This window comes from Pseudomonas sp. MS15a(2019), assembly GCF_013277805.1.
GTDB classification, from domain to species: domain Bacteria; phylum Pseudomonadota; class Gammaproteobacteria; order Pseudomonadales; family Pseudomonadaceae; genus Chryseomonas; species Chryseomonas benzopyrenica.
Map to the genome: position 1 here is coordinate 113,969 of NZ_VBTN01000009.1, position 18,602 is coordinate 132,570.

Annotated in this window: 16 protein-coding genes; 8 read left to right on the forward strand and 8 right to left on the reverse strand. The window is 63.6% G+C overall.

The features are described from left to right. Positions 1 to 34 precede the first annotated feature (34 nt). Positions 35 to 1,819: an IlvD/Edd family dehydratase gene (locus tag FEZ61_RS13285; RefSeq protein WP_173149010.1), complete on the reverse strand. Its 1,785-nt coding sequence runs from the start codon at positions 1,817 to 1,819 to the stop codon at positions 35 to 37. Positions 1,820 to 1,851: 32 nt separating this feature from the next. Next, positions 1,852 to 3,033, reverse strand: a complete 1,182-nt coding sequence (locus FEZ61_RS13290) for a fumarylacetoacetate hydrolase family protein (protein WP_017640763.1) — start codon at positions 3,031 to 3,033, stop codon at positions 1,852 to 1,854. A gap of 108 nt (positions 3,034 to 3,141) precedes the next feature. Between FEZ61_RS13290 and FEZ61_RS13295 the strand changes: the two genes are divergently transcribed. Together FEZ61_RS13295 and FEZ61_RS13300 are read left to right on the forward strand one after the other, a co-directional pair. Then, entirely contained in the window at positions 3,142 to 4,089 is a 948-nt protein-coding gene (locus FEZ61_RS13295) for a LysR family transcriptional regulator (protein WP_017640764.1), read from the forward strand. 166 nt (positions 4,090 to 4,255) lie between these two features. After that, positions 4,256 to 5,620 (forward strand): MFS transporter, encoded by a 1,365-nt coding sequence (locus FEZ61_RS13300; protein ID WP_173149012.1) that lies wholly within the window; start codon positions 4,256 to 4,258, stop codon positions 5,618 to 5,620. Here FEZ61_RS13300 and FEZ61_RS13305 read toward each other — a convergent pair. After that, positions 5,617 to 6,903: an MFS transporter gene (locus tag FEZ61_RS13305; RefSeq protein ID WP_242455162.1), complete on the reverse strand. Its 1,287-nt coding sequence runs from the start codon at positions 6,901 to 6,903 to the stop codon at positions 5,617 to 5,619. The two genes, FEZ61_RS13300 and FEZ61_RS13305, sit on opposite strands and share 4 nt — an antisense overlap. Before the next feature lie 223 nt (positions 6,904 to 7,126). Beyond that, on the reverse strand, positions 7,127 to 8,011 hold the full coding sequence (locus FEZ61_RS13310) for a LysR substrate-binding domain-containing protein (RefSeq protein ID WP_173149016.1): 885 nt from the start codon (positions 8,009 to 8,011) through the stop codon (positions 7,127 to 7,129). Positions 8,012 to 8,094: 83 nt separating this feature from the next. Between FEZ61_RS13310 and FEZ61_RS13315 the strand changes: the two genes are divergently transcribed. The 4 genes from FEZ61_RS13315 to FEZ61_RS13330 all read left to right on the forward strand — a co-directional run bounded on the left by FEZ61_RS13315 (position 8,095) and on the right by FEZ61_RS13330 (position 11,488). Continuing rightward, complete coding sequence (locus FEZ61_RS13315; protein WP_173149018.1) at positions 8,095 to 8,427, forward strand: SMR family transporter; 333 nt, start codon at positions 8,095 to 8,097, stop codon at positions 8,425 to 8,427. A 78-nt stretch (positions 8,428 to 8,505) separates the two neighbouring features. Further along, positions 8,506 to 9,681 carry an FAD-dependent oxidoreductase gene (locus tag FEZ61_RS13320; protein ID WP_068383441.1) on the forward strand — a complete coding sequence of 392 codons (1,176 nt, stop codon included), beginning with the start codon at positions 8,506 to 8,508 and terminating at the stop codon, positions 9,679 to 9,681. Beyond that, positions 9,678 to 10,493, forward strand: a complete 816-nt coding sequence (locus FEZ61_RS13325; protein ID WP_068383443.1) for an aldo/keto reductase — start codon at positions 9,678 to 9,680, stop codon at positions 10,491 to 10,493. Before FEZ61_RS13320 ends, FEZ61_RS13325 begins: the two co-directional genes overlap by 4 nt. 98 nt (positions 10,494 to 10,591) lie before the next feature. Continuing rightward, entirely contained in the window at positions 10,592 to 11,488 is an 897-nt protein-coding gene (locus tag FEZ61_RS13330; RefSeq protein ID WP_068383445.1) for a metal ABC transporter ATPase, read from the forward strand. A gap of 13 nt (positions 11,489 to 11,501) precedes the next feature. Here the strand turns inward: FEZ61_RS13330 and FEZ61_RS13335 are convergent, their stop codons facing one another. Continuing rightward, a complete protein-coding gene (locus tag FEZ61_RS13335) occupies positions 11,502 to 12,245 on the reverse strand; it encodes a TIGR00266 family protein (RefSeq protein WP_173149020.1) in 744 nt (247 codons plus the stop codon). Positions 12,246 to 12,449: 204 nt separating this feature from the next. Between FEZ61_RS13335 and FEZ61_RS13340 the strand changes: the two genes are divergently transcribed. After that, entirely contained in the window at positions 12,450 to 14,807 is a 2,358-nt protein-coding gene (locus FEZ61_RS13340; RefSeq protein ID WP_173149022.1) for an FdhF/YdeP family oxidoreductase, read from the forward strand. A 447-nt stretch (positions 14,808 to 15,254) separates the two neighbouring features. On the opposite strand, the gene FEZ61_RS13345 is transcribed toward FEZ61_RS13340, so the two are convergent. The 3 genes from FEZ61_RS13345 to FEZ61_RS13355 all read right to left on the reverse strand — a co-directional run bounded on the left by FEZ61_RS13345 (position 15,255) and on the right by FEZ61_RS13355 (position 17,402). Continuing rightward, positions 15,255 to 15,842 carry a hypothetical protein gene (locus tag FEZ61_RS13345; protein WP_017640774.1) on the reverse strand — a complete coding sequence of 196 codons (588 nt, stop codon included), beginning with the start codon at positions 15,840 to 15,842 and terminating at the stop codon, positions 15,255 to 15,257. Positions 15,843 to 15,949: 107 nt separating this feature from the next. Next, positions 15,950 to 16,567 (reverse strand): LysE family translocator, encoded by a 618-nt coding sequence (locus FEZ61_RS13350; protein WP_017640775.1) that lies wholly within the window; start codon positions 16,565 to 16,567, stop codon positions 15,950 to 15,952. 49 nt (positions 16,568 to 16,616) lie between these two features. Then, positions 16,617 to 17,402 (reverse strand): 2OG-Fe dioxygenase family protein, encoded by a 786-nt coding sequence (locus tag FEZ61_RS13355; protein WP_173149024.1) that lies wholly within the window; start codon positions 17,400 to 17,402, stop codon positions 16,617 to 16,619. 125 nt (positions 17,403 to 17,527) lie between these two features. Here FEZ61_RS13355 and FEZ61_RS13360 point away from each other — a divergent pair, with 125 nt between their 5' ends. Further along, positions 17,528 to 18,391 (forward strand): LysR family transcriptional regulator, encoded by an 864-nt coding sequence (locus FEZ61_RS13360; protein ID WP_173149026.1) that lies wholly within the window; start codon positions 17,528 to 17,530, stop codon positions 18,389 to 18,391. Positions 18,392 to 18,602: the final 211 nt, after the last annotated feature.

The following is an 18,602-nucleotide window of genomic DNA, read 5'->3' on the forward strand; positions in this document are numbered from 1 at the left end:
TTAATGAAGCAAGGCCGCCAGTGCGAGCCCGATCCTAATGCGAATGCCGTGGCGTCCCGCCTTCGCGGGCGATCACCTTGAGGTGCAGGGTGGCCGGTTCCAGGCAGCCGCCGGTGGAGAGCTGGCCCACCAGTTGCCGGTAGAGCTCCTGCCAGGGGGTCTGGGCCGGCGGCAGGTTGGGTGTCCATTCGGCGCGGCGGCGCGCCAGCTCGGCATCGTCGAGCAGCACATCGACGCTGCGGGCGTTGAGGTCCACGCGCAGCCGGTCGTTGGTCTTGAGCAGGGCCAGGCCACCACCCACCGCTGCCTCCGGCGACATGTTGAGGATCGAGGGACTGGCCGAGGTGCCGCTCTGACGACCATCACCCAGGCACGGCAGGGAGTCGATGCCCTTCTTGATCAGGGCCGCCGGGGGCGCCATGTTGACCACCTCGGCGCTGCCCGGATAGCCCACCGGACCGGCGCCACGGATCACCAGGATGCAGCGTTCGTCGATGTCCAGCGCCGGATCGTCGATGCGCGCGTGATAGTCCTCCGGGCCTTCGAAGACGATGGCCCGCGCCTCGAAGCTGTTTTCCTTGCCCGGTTCGGCCAGGTAGGTCTGGCGAAAGGCCTCGCCGACCACCGACATTTTCATGATGGCGCTATCGAAGAAGTTGCCGCTGAGCACGATGAAGCCGGCGCGGTGCTTGAGCGGCGCCTCATAGGGCTGGATCACGGCGGGATCCGAGCTGGCGGCGCCCTCGGCGATGCTGCCGATGGTCTTGCCGGAGACGGTCAGGCATTCGCCGTGCAGGCGACCGGCCTTGAGCAGCTCGTGAAGGACCGCTGGTACCCCGCCAGCGCGGTGGAAGCCCTCGCCCAGGTACTTGCCGGCTGGCATACAGTTGGCCAGCAGCGGGATGTCCTCGCCCAGGCGCTGCCAGTCGTCCAGCGACAGTTCCACGCCCATGTGGCGGGCGATGGCGATCAGGTGCGGCGGGCAGTTGCTGGAGGCGCCCAGGGCCGAGGCCACCACGATGGCGTTCTCGAAGGCCTCGCGGGTCATGATCTGCGAGGGGCGGACGTCGCCCAGCACCAGCTGGCAGATGCGCTTGCCGGTGGCATAGGCCATCTGGCCGCGTTCGCGATAGGGCGCGGGGATGCTGGCACAACCCGGCAGCGACATGCCCAGGGTCTCGGCCAGGGCGTTCATCGACAGGGCCGTGCCCATGGTGTTGCAGTGACCCACCGAGGGTGAGGCGGCGGTGGTCAGGGCCATGAAGCCCTCGTAGTCAATCTCGCCGGTTGCCAGCAGGTTGCGCGCGTGCCAGAGCACGGTACCCGAACCGATCAGCTCGCCTTTGAAATGGCCGTCCAGCATGGGGCCGCCGGACAGCACGATGGCCGGTAGGTCGGTGGTGGCCGCGGCCATCAGGCAGGCCGGAGTGGTCTTGTCGCAACCGGTGGTGAGCACCACGCCGTCCAGGGGAAAACCGTGGAGGATCTCCACCAGGCCGAGGTAGGCCAGGTTGCGATCCAGGGCCGCGGTGGGGCGGCGACTCTGCTCGGCGATGGGGTGCACCGGGAACTCCATGGGGATGCCGCCCGCGTCGCGGATACCGGCCTTGACCCGCTGGGCCAGCTCCAGGTGATGACGATTGCAGGGCGTGAGGTCGCTGCCGGTCTGGGCGATGCCGATGATCGGCCGGCCGGACTGGAGTTCGTCACGGGTCAGGCCGTAGTTCATGTAGCGCTCGACATAGAGCGCGGTCATGTCGGCGTGGGCAGGATCATCGAACCATTGCTGGCTGCGCAGCGGGCGTTTGGCGGAAGTCATGATGGTCTCTAGTTGTTATTAGGAAAGAGCGGTTAGCGACCCAGCAGGCCGCGGGCGGCCAGGTTGTGCATCAGAGCACCGAGGCCGAAGCGCCAGGCCGGGGCCTGGTCGCTGGTGGTCACCCTATTGTGCAGGGTTCCCAGCAGCGGGCTGGCGATGCTCACCACGTCCCCTACCTTGTGGGTGAAGCCACCGCCCGGGGCGTCGCGATCCTGGGTCGGGGCGAATAGGGTGCCGAGAAACAGCACGAAACCGTCGGGATACTGGTGGTTGGCATTGAGGGTCTGGGCGGCGAGATCGGTGGGATCACGACTGATCTGCGCCATGGAGCTGCTGCCATTGAGGTGAAAGCCGTCTTCGCCCTGGACTTCCAGGGTCACCACACACTGGCGGACCTGGTCGAGATCGAAGGTCTCGTCGAACAGGCGGATGAAGGGCCCCAGGGCGCAGGAGGCGTTGTTGTCCTTGGCCTTGCTCAGCAGCAGGGCGCTGCGGCCCTCGATGTCGCGCAGGTTGACGTCATTGCCTAGGGTGGCGCCATGCAGGCGGCCGCGGCTGTCCGCCACCAGCACCACCTCGGGTTCGGGATTGTTCCATTGGGACACGGGGTGGATGCCGATGGCGCTGCCGCTGCCGACCGCGGCCAGCACCGGCGCCTTGGTGAAGATCTCGGCGTCCGGCCCGATACCCACCTCCAGGTATTGCGACCACATGCCCTTCTCGATCAGCAGCGCTTTGAGCGCCTGGGCGCGCGGACTGCCCGGCTCCAGGCCCTGCAGATCCGCGCCGATCACCGCCTGCACCTGCTCGCGGATGGCCACGGCGCGCCCGGCATCGCCGCCGGCCTGCTCTTCGATCACCCGTTCCAGCATGCTGGCGGCAAAGGTCACTCCGGCGGCTTTGATCACCTGCAGGTCGGCCGGTGGCAGCAGGTGCAGACGTGCGGGGTCGGCCTGCTCGCCACTGTTGGCCAGCAGGTCATCGAGGCTGCCGAGGTAGCGCCCAGGGGTATCGCGCAGGGCCTGCAGCGGCGCCTCTTCCTCGAACAGGGCGCTCAGCGTAGCAAAGCGTGCCGAGATATCGAAGACGCCGTCCTCGCGCAGCACCACGGGCGAGGGACCGGCCAGCGGACCGGGCACCCAGGCACGACCGACCAGAGTGCCGGCCAGGCCATCGGTGGGAAGGGTATTGGCAGGCGAGAGACGAAGGGGCATGGGCAGGACTCCAGGGCTGATGGGTCCACGCTAGGCAGCCGGACTGATAAACTCAAATGGGCTTATTTCATCATTCGATAACCTGCGCTTATCGCCTGGGAGGCATGCGTGTCCGAGCCGTCGTTCAGCCAGATCAGCCACTGGCTCAAGTTTCGCCACCTGCTGCTGATCGATACCCTGGGGCGCACCCGCAACATGCACCTGGCCGCGCAGCAGATGAATCTCAGCCAGCCGGCCATCAGCAAGATGCTCAAGGAGCTCGAGCACCTGCTGGGCTTCGCCCTGTTCGAGCGCCAGCCACGCAGCATGCCGCCCACCGCCCTGGGCGAGCACGTGCTGCGTTACGCCCGGGTGGCCCTCAACGATGCCCGCGACTTCGCCGAGCAGATCGACAGCCTGAGACGCGGCGGTCACGGCCAGCTCAAGGTCGGTGGCATCTTCGCCGCCACGGCGGTGGCCCTGCCGCAGGCCATCGTCGCGATCAAGCAGCGCTGGCCGCTGCTGGCCATCGAGGTGGTGGAGCAGACCAGCGATCACCTGATGGAGATGCTCGACGACAAACTGCTGCACCTGGCGGTGGCACGCTTCACCGACGAAGCCCAGGCCCAGCGTTTCGACTTCCAGCCCCTGGCACCGGAGCCCTTCCGTTTCGTGGTCAACGCCGATCATCCACTGGTGGGCAGCGGCCCCGTGGGCCTCGACCAGGTGCTGGCCTGGCCCTGGATCCTCTATCCCAAGGGCACGCCCATCCGCGGGCGCATGGAGCGGGCCTTCGCCGCCGCCGGCCTGCCGGTGCCGAACAACACCATCGACACCATCTCCATGCAGACCTTTCTCCAGGTGCTGCGCGCCGGCCCCATGATCGGCATGCTGCCGGAGGCCATGGTCGAGCCCTATCTCGCCAGCGGCGCGCTCAGTGCGCTGGAGCTGCCGCTGCACCTGCCGGCGCAGGACTACGGCATCCTCACCCGCAAGGGCGAACCCCTCGGCGAGGCCGCCCGGGAATTCGCCGCCATCCTGCTGAGCCATGCCGGTCGCGAGGAGTCCGCAGCCTAGACAGCTCGATAACGCGCCGTTATCGAATGATCCGCAAATGCCATTGGGAAAGAATCGCTCTCGCTCCTAGAGTGGCCTGGCGATCCAGACGGCCACCCCGCATCCCCGGCCGCCTCCGACCTCTTCAATAACAACAACGGGCCCCAAGGCCCCGAAGGTCATTCCCATGTTCGAGACCACCGCTCCCCAGGGCGCCGCTGGCGACGCCTTCGAAGAACGCACCTATCGCAAGGTGGTGCTGCGTATCCTGCCGATCCTGCTGCTGTGCTACATCGCCGCCTACCTGGACCGGGTCAACGTCGGCTTCGCCAAGCTGGACATGCTCGATGACCTGGGCTTCAGCAACACCGTCTATGCCCTCGGCGCCAGCATGTTCTTCTGGGGCTACTTCCTCTTCGAGGTCCCCAGCAACCTGCTGCTGCATCGCTACGGCGCGCGCTTCTGGATCGCCCGCATCATGCTGACCTGGGCGATCATCTCCATGGCGGTGGCCTTCACCCAGCCGCTGGCGCAATTCTTCGGTCTGCAGTCGAGCACCCTCTTCTATGTGCTGCGCTTCCTGCTGGGCGTCTGCGAGGCGGGCTTCTTTCCCGGGGTGATCCTCTATCTCAACTACTGGTTTCCGACCCGCCGGCAGAGTCGGGTGATGTCGGGCTTTCTCATCGCCCTGCCCTTCAGTCTGAGCTTTGGCGGCGTGCTTTCCGGCTGGCTGATGAGCAGCCTGCACAACTGGCACGGCCTGGCCGGCTGGCAGTGGATGCTGCTGGTGGAAGGGGTGCCTTCGATCATCATGGCGATGGTGGTGTTCTGCTGCCTGAGCGACAACATTGACAAGGCGCCCTGGCTGAACGCCCGGGAAAAGGCCCTGCTCAAGCGCAACCTGGAGCAGCAGAACGCCGGCAAGGCGTCGCGCCTCAGCGAGGTGTTCTTCAATCCGCGGGTCTGGCTGCTGGTGTTCATCCTGCTGACCTTCAACACCGGCTTCTATGGCCTGGCCTTCTGGATGCCCTCGATCATCAAGAACGCCGGGGTCAGCGGCAGCCTGCAGATCGGCCTGCTCACCGCCATCCCCTACAGCGTCGCCCTGGTGGTCATGCTGCTCAACGCCCGTCATTCGGCGCGCACCGGCGAGCAGCGCATGCATGCGGCGGTACCGGCCTTCGTCGGCGCCCTGGGGCTGGTGCTGAGCGCCTGGTTCATCCACAACATCGTGCTGTCGATCTTCTTCCTCACCGTGGCCGCCTCGGGCCTGCTGGCGCTGATGCCGATCTTCTGGTCGCTGCCCGGCACCCTGCTTTCCGGCGTCGCCGCGGCGGCGGGTATCGGCATGATCAACGCCATCGGCAACCTCTCCGGCTTCACCGGCTCGATGATCACCGCGACCATGGAAACCCTCACCGGTGACATCAACAATGGCACCTATGTGCTCGGCGCCTGCCTGTTCGTCAGCGGTCTGCTGATCCTGGCGATCCCGGCCTCGATGCTGCAGCGCACGCCGACCGCCGTGCCGCTGGACCTCAAGCCCGCCTAGCCCGCCTCGGGCACGGCCGAGCGCCCGGCTCCCGCGGCGCTCGGCCGGCCGATCCACAGCGCCATCAGCGCCGCCAGCAGACCGGTCAGCCCAGCCAGTACCAGGGCCTCCTGGTAGGAGCCGAAGTGCTCGCGCAGGGCTCCGGCGAGAAAGGCCGCGCAGGCGGCGCCGAGCATGTGCCCGCAGAATACCCAGCCGAACACCACCGGCGCGCTCCTTTCACCAAAGCTCTGGTTGGTCAGCTTGACCGTGGGCGGCACGGTGGCGATCCAGTCCAGCCCGTAGAAGATGCCGAACAGCAGCAGTTGCTCGGGGGCGAAGCCGGAGAACGGCAGGTAGATCAGCGAGAGGCCGCGCAGGCTGTAGTAGACGAACAGCAGGCGGCGCGGATCGTATCTATCGGTCAGCCAACCGGAAGCGGTGGTGCCCACCAGGTCGAAGATGCCCATCAGCGCGAGGATGCCGGCGGCCTGCACCTGGGACAGCCCGTGGTCGTGGCCCATGGCGATGAAGTGGGTGCCGATCAGGCCATTGGTGGTGAAGCCGCAGACGAAGAAGGTCAGGAACAGCAGCCAGAAATCGCGCCGCCGACTGGCCATGGCCAAGGTGCCGAGGGTCACGCGAAACAGATTGCCCGGTGCGGTGGCGACCGGCGCCTGATAGTCCGCCGGGGCGCCATGGGGCCGCAGGCCGACGTCCGCAGGACGCTCCGGCAGCAGCCAGGCCACCAGCGGGATCAGGGCGGCGCTGGCCACGGCCACGGTCAGCACCACGGTCTGCCAGCCTTCCTGACTGGCGAGATGGGCCAGCAACGGCAGGAACACCAGGTTGCCGGTGGCGGTGCTGGCCGCTAGCAGGCCCATCATCAGGCCCCGGTGGGCGACGAACCAGCGATTGACGATGGCGGCGCCCAGCACCATGGCCACGCAGCCCGTGCCCAGGCCGCTGAGCACGCCCCAGGTGGCCACCAGGTGCCAGGGTTCGCGCATCAGGGTGCTCAGGGCGGTGGCCAGGCTGATCAGGGTCAGGCCGCCGAGCAGGGTACGGCGGATGCCGAGGGTCTGCATCAGGGCGGCGGCGAAGGGCCCGACCAGGCCGTAGAGGAAGATGCCCACGGCGGCGGCGAAGGACACGCTTTCGCGGCTCCAGCCAAAGGTCTCCTGCAACGGCAGCAGCAGTACACCAGGGGTGGACCTAACCCCGGCCGAGACCAGCAGGGCGAGAAAGATCAGCGCCAGGACGACGAAGACATAGCGCTGGCCGAGGGCGGGAGGTGTGGTCATGGCGATCATCCCGGATCGAGGAGGAATGACCTGAGTATCGCAGCGCTCGCGCCTTGGCGCGGGTCAAATTACCCCACGGATCTGGCCAGGATACAACTTTCATAGGAAGAGCCCGTGGGCGAGCGCTGAAGGTCCGTCTTGTTGGGCTTCGCTGCGCTCAGCGCCAACCTACGGGCGCTCCGCGTAGGTTGGGTTGAGCACAGCGAAGCCCAACACGTCACGCTCAACCAATCGCCCGCAACTCTTCGGCCAGCCGCTGCGCCAGCCAGCGCGCGGCCGGCCCCGGCGCGGCGTTGCGGCGCCAGGCCAGCTCCACCACCAAGGCCGGCGGCACCCAGTCGCAATCCAGCTCGGCCAGCAGGCCCTGGTAGGAGGGATAGCGCGCCACGTGCCGCGGCAGCCAACCCCAGCCGAGGCCGCGCATCAGCAGTTCGGCGAGCAGATAGAAGCTGTCGGCGCGCCAGACCTGGGGCGCGATCTGCTCGCCGCCGGGATAGGGATGCTCCAGCGGCGCGATCAGCAGCTGGCGATGGCGGGCCAGTTCGCGTCGCCCTACCCCACGCTGGCGGGCCAGGGGATGCTGGGCGCCACAGGCGGTGACCTGGGCGACATCGCCCAGCGCCTGGCGCTCCAGGGCCTCGGGCATGTGCTCATGGCGAAACAGCAGACCGAGGTCGGCCTGGTCGGTCAGCAGCTTGCGCGCCACATCGCCCTGGGCGCCGCTGGTGAGCTGGACTTCCAGGTGTGGGAAGGCCGCCGCCAGGGCGTCCAGAGCATCGAGCACCGGCTGGTAGGGCATGGCCTCGTCCAGCGCCAGGCGCAACAGCGGTTCCTGACCGGCACAGAGCGCCTGGGCGCGACTGTCCAGCCGCTGGCACTGGCGCAAGACCTCACGCGCCTCCTCCAGCAGCGCCAGACCGGCCGCGGTGATGACCGGCGTGCGACCATTGCTGCGCGCGAACAGCGCGACGCCCAGATCGGTCTCCAGCAGGGCGATGGCAGTGCTCACCGCCGATTGCGCCCGTCCCAGACGGCGTGCCATGGCCGAGAAACTCGCGCCCTCGGCGATGCCGACGAAGATCTTCAGCTGCTCCAGATTCCACTGCACGACCCATCTCCTCAACGGATAGGTATCAACTTTCACCTATCGCCGCACAAGGCACAATGAGGCATTCGACAGGAGGAATCATCATGAGCGGATACATCTACCTGGCCATCGCCATCGCCGCCGAAGTCGTCGCCACCACCTCCATGAAAGCCATCAGTGGCTTCAGCAAGCCACTGCCACTGTTTCTGGTCATCACTGGCTACGGCCTGGCCTTCTGGATGCTGACCCTGGTGGTGCGCAGCATTCCCGTGGGCGTCGCCTACGCCATCTGGGCCGGGCTGGGCATCGTGCTGGTGAGCATCGCCGCGGCCTTTCTCTATGACCAGAAGCTGGACCTGCCGGCCATGCTGGGCATGGGGCTGATCGTCGCCGGCGTGGTGGTGATCCAGCTGTTTTCCGGCAGCACCGGGCATTGATGAGGGGCAGGACATTACACGTAGCGTGTAAAATTCCACGTAATGTGTAATGTCCTCGCTTTCTACTAGGTCTCGTTCATGTCCCAACCCTGCTCCACCGATATCCTCATCGTCGGCGGCGGCGTCGCCGGCCTCTGGCTCAACGCCCGTCTCAGACGCGCCGGCTACGCCACCGTGCTGGTGGAGACCGGTGCTCTGGGCGGCGGCCAGAGTGGCAAGTCCCAGGGCATCATCCACGGCGGCACCAAGTACGCCCTGACCGGGATGCTCACCGGCGCCTCCGAGGCCATCGCCGACATGCCGCGGCGCTGGCGCGAGAGCCTGGCCGGCAGTGGCGAGCTGGATCTGTCCGGCGTGCACCTGCTCTCCGAGGCCCACTACCTCTGGTCGCCCGGCAGCCTGGCCGGCAACCTCACCAGCTTCTTCGCCAGCAAGGCGGTGCGCGGCCGGGTGGATGCGGTCAAGGGCGACGAACTGCCCCCGGCCCTGCGCGACCGCGCCTTCAAGGGCAAGGTCTATCGTCTGGCCGAACTGGTGCTGGACGTACCCAGCCTCGTCGCGCGCCTGGCCGAGCTGGCCGGCGACAGCCTGCTGGCCGGGCATGACCTCCAGCCCCTGCGCGAAGACGGCGAACTGACCGGCCTGGTGGTGGACGGCCAGGCCATCCGCGCCCGCCGCATCGTGCTCACCGCCGGCGCCGGCATGGCCGATCTGCTCCAGGCACTCCATCTGGAACAGCCGGCCATGCAGCGCCGACCGCTGCACATGGTGGTGGTCAAGGGCCCCATGCTCAAACCCCTCTATGCGCACTGTCTGGGTGGCGGCCCCAAGCCGCGGGTGACCATCACCAGCCACCCCACCGCCGACGGCCAGTGGCTGTGGTACCTGGGCGGCGATCTGGCCGAGGCCGAGGGCGTGGCCCGTGAGCCAGCGGCGCAGATCGCCACGGCGCGCGAGGAATTGCAGCGCCTGCTGCCCTGGATCGACTTCGACGGCGCCCGCTGGGCAACCCTGCGCGTGGATCGCGCCGAGCCGGCGCAATCCGGACTGGTGCGGCCGGACAACGCCTTTCTCGCAGAGGAAGGCCGTCTGCTGGTGGGCTGGCCGACCAAGCTGGCGCTGTCGCCGGACCTGGCCGACCGTGTCCTCGCCAATCTCGCCCGCGACGGCATCGCCCCCGGACAACACCCCACCCTGCCCGCCCATCCGCAACCGCCGGTGGCCGCGCCCTTCTGGGAGGAACTGCTGCCATGAGCCTGCGCACCCTGCACGGCCTGCACCGCCCCCTGGGTAGCACCGGCCTGGAGATTTCCCCCCTGGGCCTGGGCACGGTCAAGTTCGGCCGCGACCAGGGCGTGAAGTATCCCAATGGCTTCACCATCCCCGACGATCGCACCGCCGCCGACCTGCTCAGCCTGGCTCGCGAGCTGGGCATCAACCTGCTGGATACCGCCCCGGCCTATGGCCGCAGCGAAGAGCGTCTGGGTCCGCTGCTGCGTGGCCAGCGCCAGCACTGGGTGATCGCCAGCAAGGTCGGTGAGGAATTCGAAGGCGGACTGTCCAGCTTCGACTTCAGCCCGGCCCATACCCGCCGCTCGGTGGAACGCAGCCTGAAGCGTCTGGAAACCGACTGGCTGGACCTGGTGCTGGTGCACTCCGACGGCAACGACCTGAGCATTCTCGAAGACAGCGGCTGCTACGAGACCCTGGCCGAACTCAAGCGCGAAGGCCTGATCCGCGCCTTCGGCTTTTCCGGCAAGACCGCCGCCGGCGGCCTCAAGGCTCTGGAAACCGGCGATTGCGCCATGGTCACCTTCAACCTCAACGAAGACGCCGAGATCCCGGTGATCCAGGCCGCCGCCGCCCAGGGCAAGGGCATCCTGATCAAGAAGGCCCTGGCCAGCGGTCACGCCGTACTCGGCGCCGGCCAGGATCCGGTGCGGGCCAGCTTCGCCCGGGTGTTCGGCGAGCCCGGGGTGAGCAGTGCGATAGTCGGCACTATCGATCCCCTGCACCTATCACATAATGTCCGTACCCTGGCCGAAGTGATCACCGCTCGGCCCTGATCCAGAGCGTTTCGCTGAACCCTTGCCTTCGTCCACTGGACGCCCTGCCCGATCGCCCGGGACGGCGCGTCCGCGGCACACTACAACAGGAGTCGGCCATGCCCCAGCTCATCGCCCGCCACAATCCCAAGGCGTTCAAGACCCTGCCCCTTTCGGTCGAGGCCAATCATGACGGCCTCACCTACCAGGCCCTCGGCCAACCGCTGAATTTCAGCGAGATGCTGGAGCGGCGCCAGCCGATCGAGATCGAGGATGCCCAGCACTTCAGTGCGAAGCTCGCCAACCTGGGCGTCTCGGTGCGCCTGACGTTGAACTGGCAGGGCCAGGACCACTGGCTGCTGGTGCGCCAGCGCCGGCCCGATCGGGGCGACGTGGTGCTCAAGCTGATCTCCGGCTATATCCCGACCCACGAACTGGCCCTGCCGCTGCTCACCGCCGTGCAGGAGGTGGCCGAGGAGTGCCTGATCGAGACGCCGCGCGGCTGGCTGGCCGGGCGCTTCGCCGACACCTGGCTACCGACGCCCTATGCCCCGGCCCTGCCCTATCGCGAGGACGTGGCCTTTCGCCTGAGCCCGCGTTCGGGGGCGGCACGGCCGGTGCGCTGCGGCAGCCTGGCGCTGCTGGAGCGTCCGCGCGCCTATGTGCACACCCCCACCGCCTCGCTGCAACTGGTCTATGACCTGCTGCTGGAGCTGCCCAAAGAGTGCAAGGCGCCAAGTCTGTTCCACGTCGACGAGAAGATCGAGAACGGCCAGCTGCTGGCGCGCCTGGCCCGCCAGCGCCCGGATCTCTATCTGGTCGCTCTGGACGACGGCAAGCCCACCGGCGAGCTCTATACCCTGTCGGTCGGCCAGCGCCTGCCGGTGTCGACCCGCGGCCTCTGGCTGTCGGAAAGCTTCGCCCGCCAGGACGGCTGGCTGGTCCACGACAGCCGCGTGCGCTGGCGCGACTGGCTGGAGCGCATGGCGCCCCAGAGCGCCCTGCAACGGGCCTAGGACACAGGGAGAACTAGTCGCCACCCGCGCGGCGTTCGCCGACACCGCCGCCGGCCGCGGCCTGAACCCGGCCGGCTAATCGCGAAAAGGGCAGCGTCTGGATCCACACGGTGCCGTGACCGCTCAGGGTCGCCAGCACCAGGCCTTCGCCGCCGAACAGCATGCTGCGCAGGCCACTGGCCAGCTTGATGTTGTAGTCGATGCCACTGGTGAAGCCCACCAGACAGCCAGTGTCCAGGCGCAGCGTTTCGCCCCTGAGTTCCTTGCGGATCACCGTGCCCCCGGCGTGCACGAAGGCCATGCCATCGCCTTCCAGCCGCTGCAGGATGAAGCCTTCGCCGCCAAAGAAGCCGGCGCCCAGGCGCCGGGTGAAGGCAACGCCGATACGGGTGCCCTTGGCCGCGCAGAGAAAGGAGTCGCGCTGGCAGAACAGGGTGCCGCCCAGGGCTGCCAGATCCAGGGAGATCACCTGACCCGGATAGGGCGCGGCAAAGGCGACGTGGCGCTTCTCCCGGCCCTCGTTGGTGAAATGGGTCATGAACAGCGACTCACCGCCGAGCATCCGCTTGCCGGCACCCCAGAGCTTGCCGAGCAGTCCGTCGGACCCATCGCCCATACGTGCGGTGAAATCGATGTCGGCCTCCATGTAGGTCATGGCACCGGCCTCGGCGATCACCGTCTCGCCGGGATCGAGACCGATCTCCACCGCCTGCAGGGATTCGCCGAGGATACGATGGTCGAGGATATGGCTGGCCATGGTGAGCTTTCTCGGTAGCTGCGGAAGCGTCCAGCCTAGCAGTCACCGGCCGCCTTGGCGCGCCCCTTCAGGCGGGTGAACGGCGCTTCGCTGTCCGCTCGCACTCGTCGGCCCGGCAGCCAGACGGTGGAACGCCAGCCCGCTTCCAGGGTTCACCTCTAGGTACCCGCCGGCTTCCTGTCCGGCTCAGTTCCAGAGGTGAACATGACCAAGCAATCCGCCCATTCCCCCGCTCAACCCCTGCACGGCACCCAGGAGCACGGCAGCGCCGGGGGCTGGGGTGCGCTCAATGCCGTGACCCAGCACCTGAGCCGCCAGAAGGTGTTGATGCGCGGCAACAAGGCATTGCTGACCATGAACAAGCCGGGTGGCTTCGACTGCCCGAGCTGCGCCTGGCCCGATCCGAAGACCCCGCATACCTTCGAATACTGCGAGAACGGCGCCAAGGCAGTGGCCTGGGAGGCCACCCGCAAACGCACCACCCCGGAATTCTTCGCCGCCCATACCCTGAGCGAACTGCGCACCTGGACCGATCACGACCTGGAAGACCAGGGCCGTCTCACCCACCCCATGCGCTACGACGCCGCCAGCGACACCTACCGCCCGGTGAGCTGGGCGGACGCCTTCGCCGAGATCGGTGCCGAACTGCGCACTCTGGACGATCCCTGGAAGCTGGAGCTTTACACCTCGGGCCGTTCCTCCAACGAAGCCGCCTTTCTCTACCAGCTGTTCGGCCGGCTCTATGGCATGAACAACTTTCCCGACTGTTCCAACATGTGCCACGAGACCACCACCACCGCCATGCCGGAGAGCATCGGCGTCGGCAAGGGCACCCTGGACCTGGAGGATTTCGCCCAGGCCGACGCCATCTTCATCATCGGCCAGAATCCCGGCACCAACAGCCCGCGAATGATGAGCGAACTGCACGACGCCGTGCACCGCGGCGTGCCCATCGTCACCTTCAATCCGCTGCGGGAAAAGGCCCTGGTGCGCTTCGCCTCGCCCCAGGCTGTGCGCGATATGGCCTTGCCGGGTGGCGGCGTGGCCATCAGCTCCCAGTACCACCAGGTGCGTATCGGCGGCGACATGGCGGCCATGCAGGGGCTGTGCAAGGTCGTCATCGAGGCTGACGACGAAGCGCGCCGCAGCGGCGCCCCGCGCATCCTCGACGTGGCATTCATCGAACAGCATTGCGTCGGCCTGGAAGCCTTCGCCGAACACTGCCGGGGGCTGAGCTGGGAGCGTCTGGAGCGCTATTCCGGCCTGACCCAGGCGGCCATGCGGGACGCGGCTCAGGTCTACATGAAGGCCGAGCGGGTGATCGCCTGCTGGGGCATGGGCGTGACCCAACACCGCCGCGGCGGCGATGTCCTGCAGCAGATCATCAATCTGTTGCTGCTGCGCGGCAACGTCGGCAAGCCTGGTGCCGGCCCCTGTCCCATACGCGGCCACTCCAACGTCCAGGGCGACCGCACCGTGGGCATCTACCAGAAGCCCAAGGAACCCTTCCTGGCGAGGCTGGACCAGGCGTTCGATTTCCAGGCGCCCCGCGAGGGCGGCGACGACGTGGTGGAGTGCTGCGAAGCCCTGCTGCGCGACGAACCCCAGGCCTTCATCGGCCTGGGCGGCAATTTCTTCCGCGCTATTCCCGACATCGACCGGGTAGCGCCCCATGTCGCCAACCTGCGCCTGACGGTGCAGATCGCCACCAAGCTCAACTGGAGCCATACCCTGCACGGTCGCAGCACCTTCCTGCTGCCCTGCCTGGGCCGCACCGAACGCGATGTCCAGGCCAGCGGAGTGCAAACCATCACCGTGGAAGACTCCATGTCCATGGTGCACGGCTCAACCGGCAGCCTGGAACCGGCCTCGCCGGAACTGCTGTCGGAGATCGCCATTGTCGCCGGCATCGCCAAGGCGACCCTGGGCGAGCGCTATCCCCATATCGATTGGGACGCCCTGGTTGGCAATTACGCGCGCATCCGCGACAAGATCGAGGCGGTGCTGCCCGAACAATTCGCCGACTACAACGCCCGTATCGAACAGCCCGGAGGTTTCCGCCTGCCCAATGGTGCCCGTGAGCGACAGTGGGATACACCCAACGGCAAGGCCAACTTCCTCTTTCCCGGCGACGTGCTGGACGAGGACGACAGCCCGCCGGATGCCGAGCACCTGCAGCTGATGACGATCCGCAGTCACGACCAGTTCAACACCACCATCTACTCCAATCGCGACCGCTACCGCGACATCGATGAGCGCATGGTGGCCATGCTCAGCCCCGAGGACATGCGCCGCCACGAGGTGCAGGAGGGTGACTTCATCGACTTCATCGGCGCTGCCCTGGACGGCATCTCACGCCGCGCCGGCCCCTTCAAGGTCATCGCCTACGACGTACCGGCCGGTTGTTGCGCCGCCTACTATCCCGAGACCAACAGCCTGGCGCCGCTGGCCAACCACGACACCCGCAGCCATACCCCGGCGTCGAAGTCCTTGCCGGTAAGAATTGAAAGGCTGAGTCAGGAACAGGCGATGCAACGGCGGGGGTTGATTGCGGCGGGATAGTCCTACGCGGCTACAGATCAACTCACGGAGTTCTCTTCACGCCGCCAGAGACTCAAGGCTTCCAGAGACTTGGTAGTCCTGAGCTGATTGGTTAAGTCAACTGCACTGCCTGGCAAAAGACCAACAAGATCCAGGCTGTGATTGCTGATCCTGGATAACCCTGGCGTAAGACGCCACATGCGGTGATAAGGAGGCCGCGGCCATGCGAGGCGCTTCCGTACGCCTGTAGTCCCCTGGCCATTGATTAAGGCTCAAGAGTAGGCGCAAATGAAGAGAGGGCGGGCTCTGGCGTTGTCGTGTCCAGAAAGGTCCCCATGCCTGCCTACGCTTCGCCTTGTTTGATCTCGAAAAACCTAGTGCGAATATGAGTTAGGGACCAATCACCTGACTTCGGTCGGGAATGAATTTTCGCACACTTACATCAGGTCTTCTGCATATCTTGCCGGCCTAACCAGAGCCTTGTTCATAAGCTTGCGAAACAAGGAGCAACGCTCTGGATGCAACTGCGTAAACAATTGCCAAGCCTGTCATCATGAATGTTAAAAACCATGCCATCGTATTAATGGAATCAGGTGCCACCAAGTTAGTGACACCAATCATGAACGCCCCATAAAGCAGCGGGATTAATGAAAGGCAGAAGGCAATTTTAACCAGCCTCTTGAACTTTAAAATAGATTCGAATTTTTCACCGCACTGCGCCACTCTGCCAGCAGCATTCAGCTTTAGCAAAGCTCGAATCAAATCATAAATTGAAGCGGCGCCACCTATAAAGCAAACCCAAGCCATAGGGTCGTTCAGCATAAACTTAGACTGAGAGCCGAAGAAATACAAAACCAAGTAACCAATGGGTGCAACCAATAGGAAAAACACAACACCATACATATCGAAGGCGACATCGATGAATTGCTTCCTACTGTCTCCGCTCAGCTTTCGACTAATACGCCAGTACATAAGCGGCGTGATCAATATCACTATCACAAAGACAAAGGCTGTAGACACCTGAACCCATTCCTTGGCATAGAAGCTTTCGAACATCAGAACCTATCCTTACAGAAATACATAGAAATTAGCATCAGGAGGCACTATTGTTCTGATACAGCATGTGCTGTCTGCCTCTGACCTGTCCGTTCGCGAACCCCGTATCACCGGAGAGTAGTAGGCATTAAAAGCATGGCGCCGAGTATCATCAGCGCGGCGCCGATGACCCTGTCTAGTACGATTTGCTTGCTAAGCATCTTCTGACGGAGCATCTCTGCAGAGAAAAAGATAGCGACGAGACTGAACCAAGCCCAGTGAGAGAACGACATGAACAGACCGTAGGCGAAGTTTGTGACAAGAGAGCTGTCAGGCTTTACCACCTGAGTGTAGGTCGACACAACGAACAGCATTGTCTTCGGATTGAGGGCATTGGTAAGAAATCCCATCCGAAAGATCGACAGTAGGCGCTCAGATGTTCCAAAGCCAGCATTGAGGTCAACTCGGTTTTTGTTAGTGAATGATTTTATACCTATATATATCAGGTAGGCTGCCCCGAGCAGCTTCATAGCGAACAGTAGGCGAGGTGACTGCACAATCAACAGGGCGATACCGAATACTGTGTAGAAGACGTGTATCTGAACACCACAAGCAATACCCAAAGCTGCTGTCAGGCCGGCCTTTCGACCGTGCAGAAAGCTGTTACGGGTTACCATGGCAAAATCGGGGCCCGGGCTGATAACTGCCAATATGGTGATCAATGCTACAGCTAGAATTTCGTTCATGTCGATCCTTTATGATGGACGAGCCTGAATGGCCCGTCCATGAACGGCTCTACTTTTTATTGAAAGTAATGACCAAGACGTCTCGGTAGGCTTCTCGTTCGGTATCGAGCTGGATAATTGGCGTTACGCCGTGCATTACCCTTTCATCATTCACGATAGCAACGTCCATAGGGTTGGTGAGCGTGAAGGCAGTCAGCCGCCTCTTTTGCCTATCGTGTATAGATGTCTCACCGTTAACGACATTAACTCGATTGATCAACATCATGAATACGAAATTTACGCCGTCACGATGTACACCTACGGGGGTGGGCGAGGAGCTCTGGCCTGGCTTGGCGTAGATCCGAAATTGATGAACCTCAATATGCCAAGAAAAAAACGGAGTGAGTTGTCCAAATGCTTCGCAGCACAGCCTCATTGAAGCGAGGAACGCTCGATTGTTGATCGTACCCGGATCAATTGGCGAAAAGTGCCGAGCGATATCGCCGTTGAGCTGATTGTAATCCAGGCTTTGATAGTGAGGCTGATGCGGAACAAGCTCGACCGATACGCCCAAAGGGTCAGCGTGAAAAGTTGCATGCCGACGATAGCGATAACTACCGCCGTCCCTCATGTAGCCATCCTGCTCCAAGAGATTCCAGCTTTCTTGAAACGCAGTCCATTCTTCCAAAAAGTCTTCATCCTGTTCAGCTAGCAGCTTGGACGTACGCCTTGCCGGCAGGTTTATAAAATCATTTTTGGCGATATTTTTGCACAGGTCCTCAACCCCTTTACGGACGCCGGCAAAGCTGTGACTGGAACGATTGGCAGATTGAGCAAAGCTAGAGGTGCTATCCATATCACTGTCCTAGATGTGTTCATAGAAGCTTTTTTTCCGAGTGGCTGCTGGATGATGCCTTGTTGCTTACCGAGATAAAAACGATTTAAAATCGCCTAACCTGTTCCATTTCGTTGCCGATCGATATGAAACTGCCACCACTGAATGCTTTGCGTTTTTTTGATGTTGCAGCCAGAACCGAAAGCTTTGTGGAGGCCGCGGCTGAGCTGCATGTCACGCACAGTGCCGTGAGTAGACAGGTACGACTATTAGAGGACGATCTGGGTGTTTCCCTGTTCGACAGAAGAGGGCGATCTATATATCTGAACAAGGCTGGACGTGAGCTGAGACAGGTCACTAGTAGAATGTTCGACGAGCTCGCGCAGGTGTCAGATCGAATCCGAAACTCGGCCATGGAGAATGTTTTGACCTTGTCCTGCGAGCCCACGATAGCGATGCGTTGGCTTATTCCTAAGCTGGGGTCATTTCAATCTGCATGTCCCGATATTACTTTGCATTTGGTGGCAGCAGGCGGGGCAATCGATTTTCGACGTACCAGGGTTGATATTGCGCTCCGCCGCAATGATTTCAAATGGGATGACAGTGTCGAAGCGCTATTCATCTGCAAAGAGCGCACAGGGCCGGTAGCGGCAGGAGCTCACGCATCAAGCATTGATAATGAAGATACAGTTTTTCTTCATACGAGCTCACGCCTCAATGCTTGGCCTACCTGGGCGTCGACGGCTGGCAGATCAATAAAAAGCAAACGTAACGTAACCTACGAACACTTTTATCTCTCCATTCAGGCTGCAACTGCTGGGCTGGGTGTGGCTATAGCTTCTTTTTTGATGGTACAAGAAGATGTTGCTGCGGGACAGTTGGTGGCGCCGCATGGATTTCTCGAAGACGGATCTGCTTATTATCTTTTGTCTCCAGAATCGATTTCCGGCTGTGACATTCGTCAGCGCTTCGCGAACTGGCTGCTAAGAGAGATCAGGAACAACGAATAAGTAGTTAAAAGACTCTATCAGGCCTTAAATCAACGCTTTCAAATGAGGGGCTGATACCACCGGCACAGTAAACATCTCGGCAGCACCATCTCAGCCGACGTGTCACATATCAGTCCCAAGGACACTGCGGTTAAGAGTCTATCTTATGTAAGAAAGGCCCCATTAGAGGCGGCCTCTGGCAATGATCGAAACTTACCTAGGCGCTGGAAAC

Coding starts and splice junctions, on each gene's coding strand:
- FEZ61_RS13330 (WP_068383445.1), top strand. CDS start 10,592: ATGCCCCAGCTCATCGCCCGCCACAATCCCAAGGCGTTCAAGACCCTG.
- FEZ61_RS13315 (WP_173149018.1), top strand. CDS start 8,095: ATGAGCGGATACATCTACCTGGCCATCGCCATCGCCGCCGAAGTCGTC.
- FEZ61_RS13290 (WP_017640763.1), bottom strand. CDS start 3,033: ATGCCCCTTCGTCTCTCGCCTGCCAATACCCTTCCCACCGATGGCCTG.
- FEZ61_RS13340 (WP_173149022.1), top strand. CDS start 12,450: ATGACCAAGCAATCCGCCCATTCCCCCGCTCAACCCCTGCACGGCACC.
- FEZ61_RS13300 (WP_173149012.1), top strand. CDS start 4,256: ATGTTCGAGACCACCGCTCCCCAGGGCGCCGCTGGCGACGCCTTCGAA.
- FEZ61_RS13305 (WP_242455162.1), bottom strand. CDS start 6,903: ATGACCACACCTCCCGCCCTCGGCCAGCGCTATGTCTTCGTCGTCCTG.
- FEZ61_RS13345 (WP_017640774.1), bottom strand. CDS start 15,842: ATGTTCGAAAGCTTCTATGCCAAGGAATGGGTTCAGGTGTCTACAGCC.
- FEZ61_RS13335 (WP_173149020.1), bottom strand. CDS start 12,245: ATGGCCAGCCATATCCTCGACCATCGTATCCTCGGCGAATCCCTGCAG.
- FEZ61_RS13285 (WP_173149010.1), bottom strand. CDS start 1,819: ATGACTTCCGCCAAACGCCCGCTGCGCAGCCAGCAATGGTTCGATGAT.
- FEZ61_RS13320 (WP_068383441.1), top strand. CDS start 8,506: ATGTCCCAACCCTGCTCCACCGATATCCTCATCGTCGGCGGCGGCGTC.
- FEZ61_RS13355 (WP_173149024.1), bottom strand. CDS start 17,402: ATGGATAGCACCTCTAGCTTTGCTCAATCTGCCAATCGTTCCAGTCAC.
- FEZ61_RS13360 (WP_173149026.1), top strand. CDS start 17,528: ATGAAACTGCCACCACTGAATGCTTTGCGTTTTTTTGATGTTGCAGCC.
- FEZ61_RS13350 (WP_017640775.1), bottom strand. CDS start 16,567: ATGAACGAAATTCTAGCTGTAGCATTGATCACCATATTGGCAGTTATC.
- FEZ61_RS13325 (WP_068383443.1), top strand. CDS start 9,678: ATGAGCCTGCGCACCCTGCACGGCCTGCACCGCCCCCTGGGTAGCACC.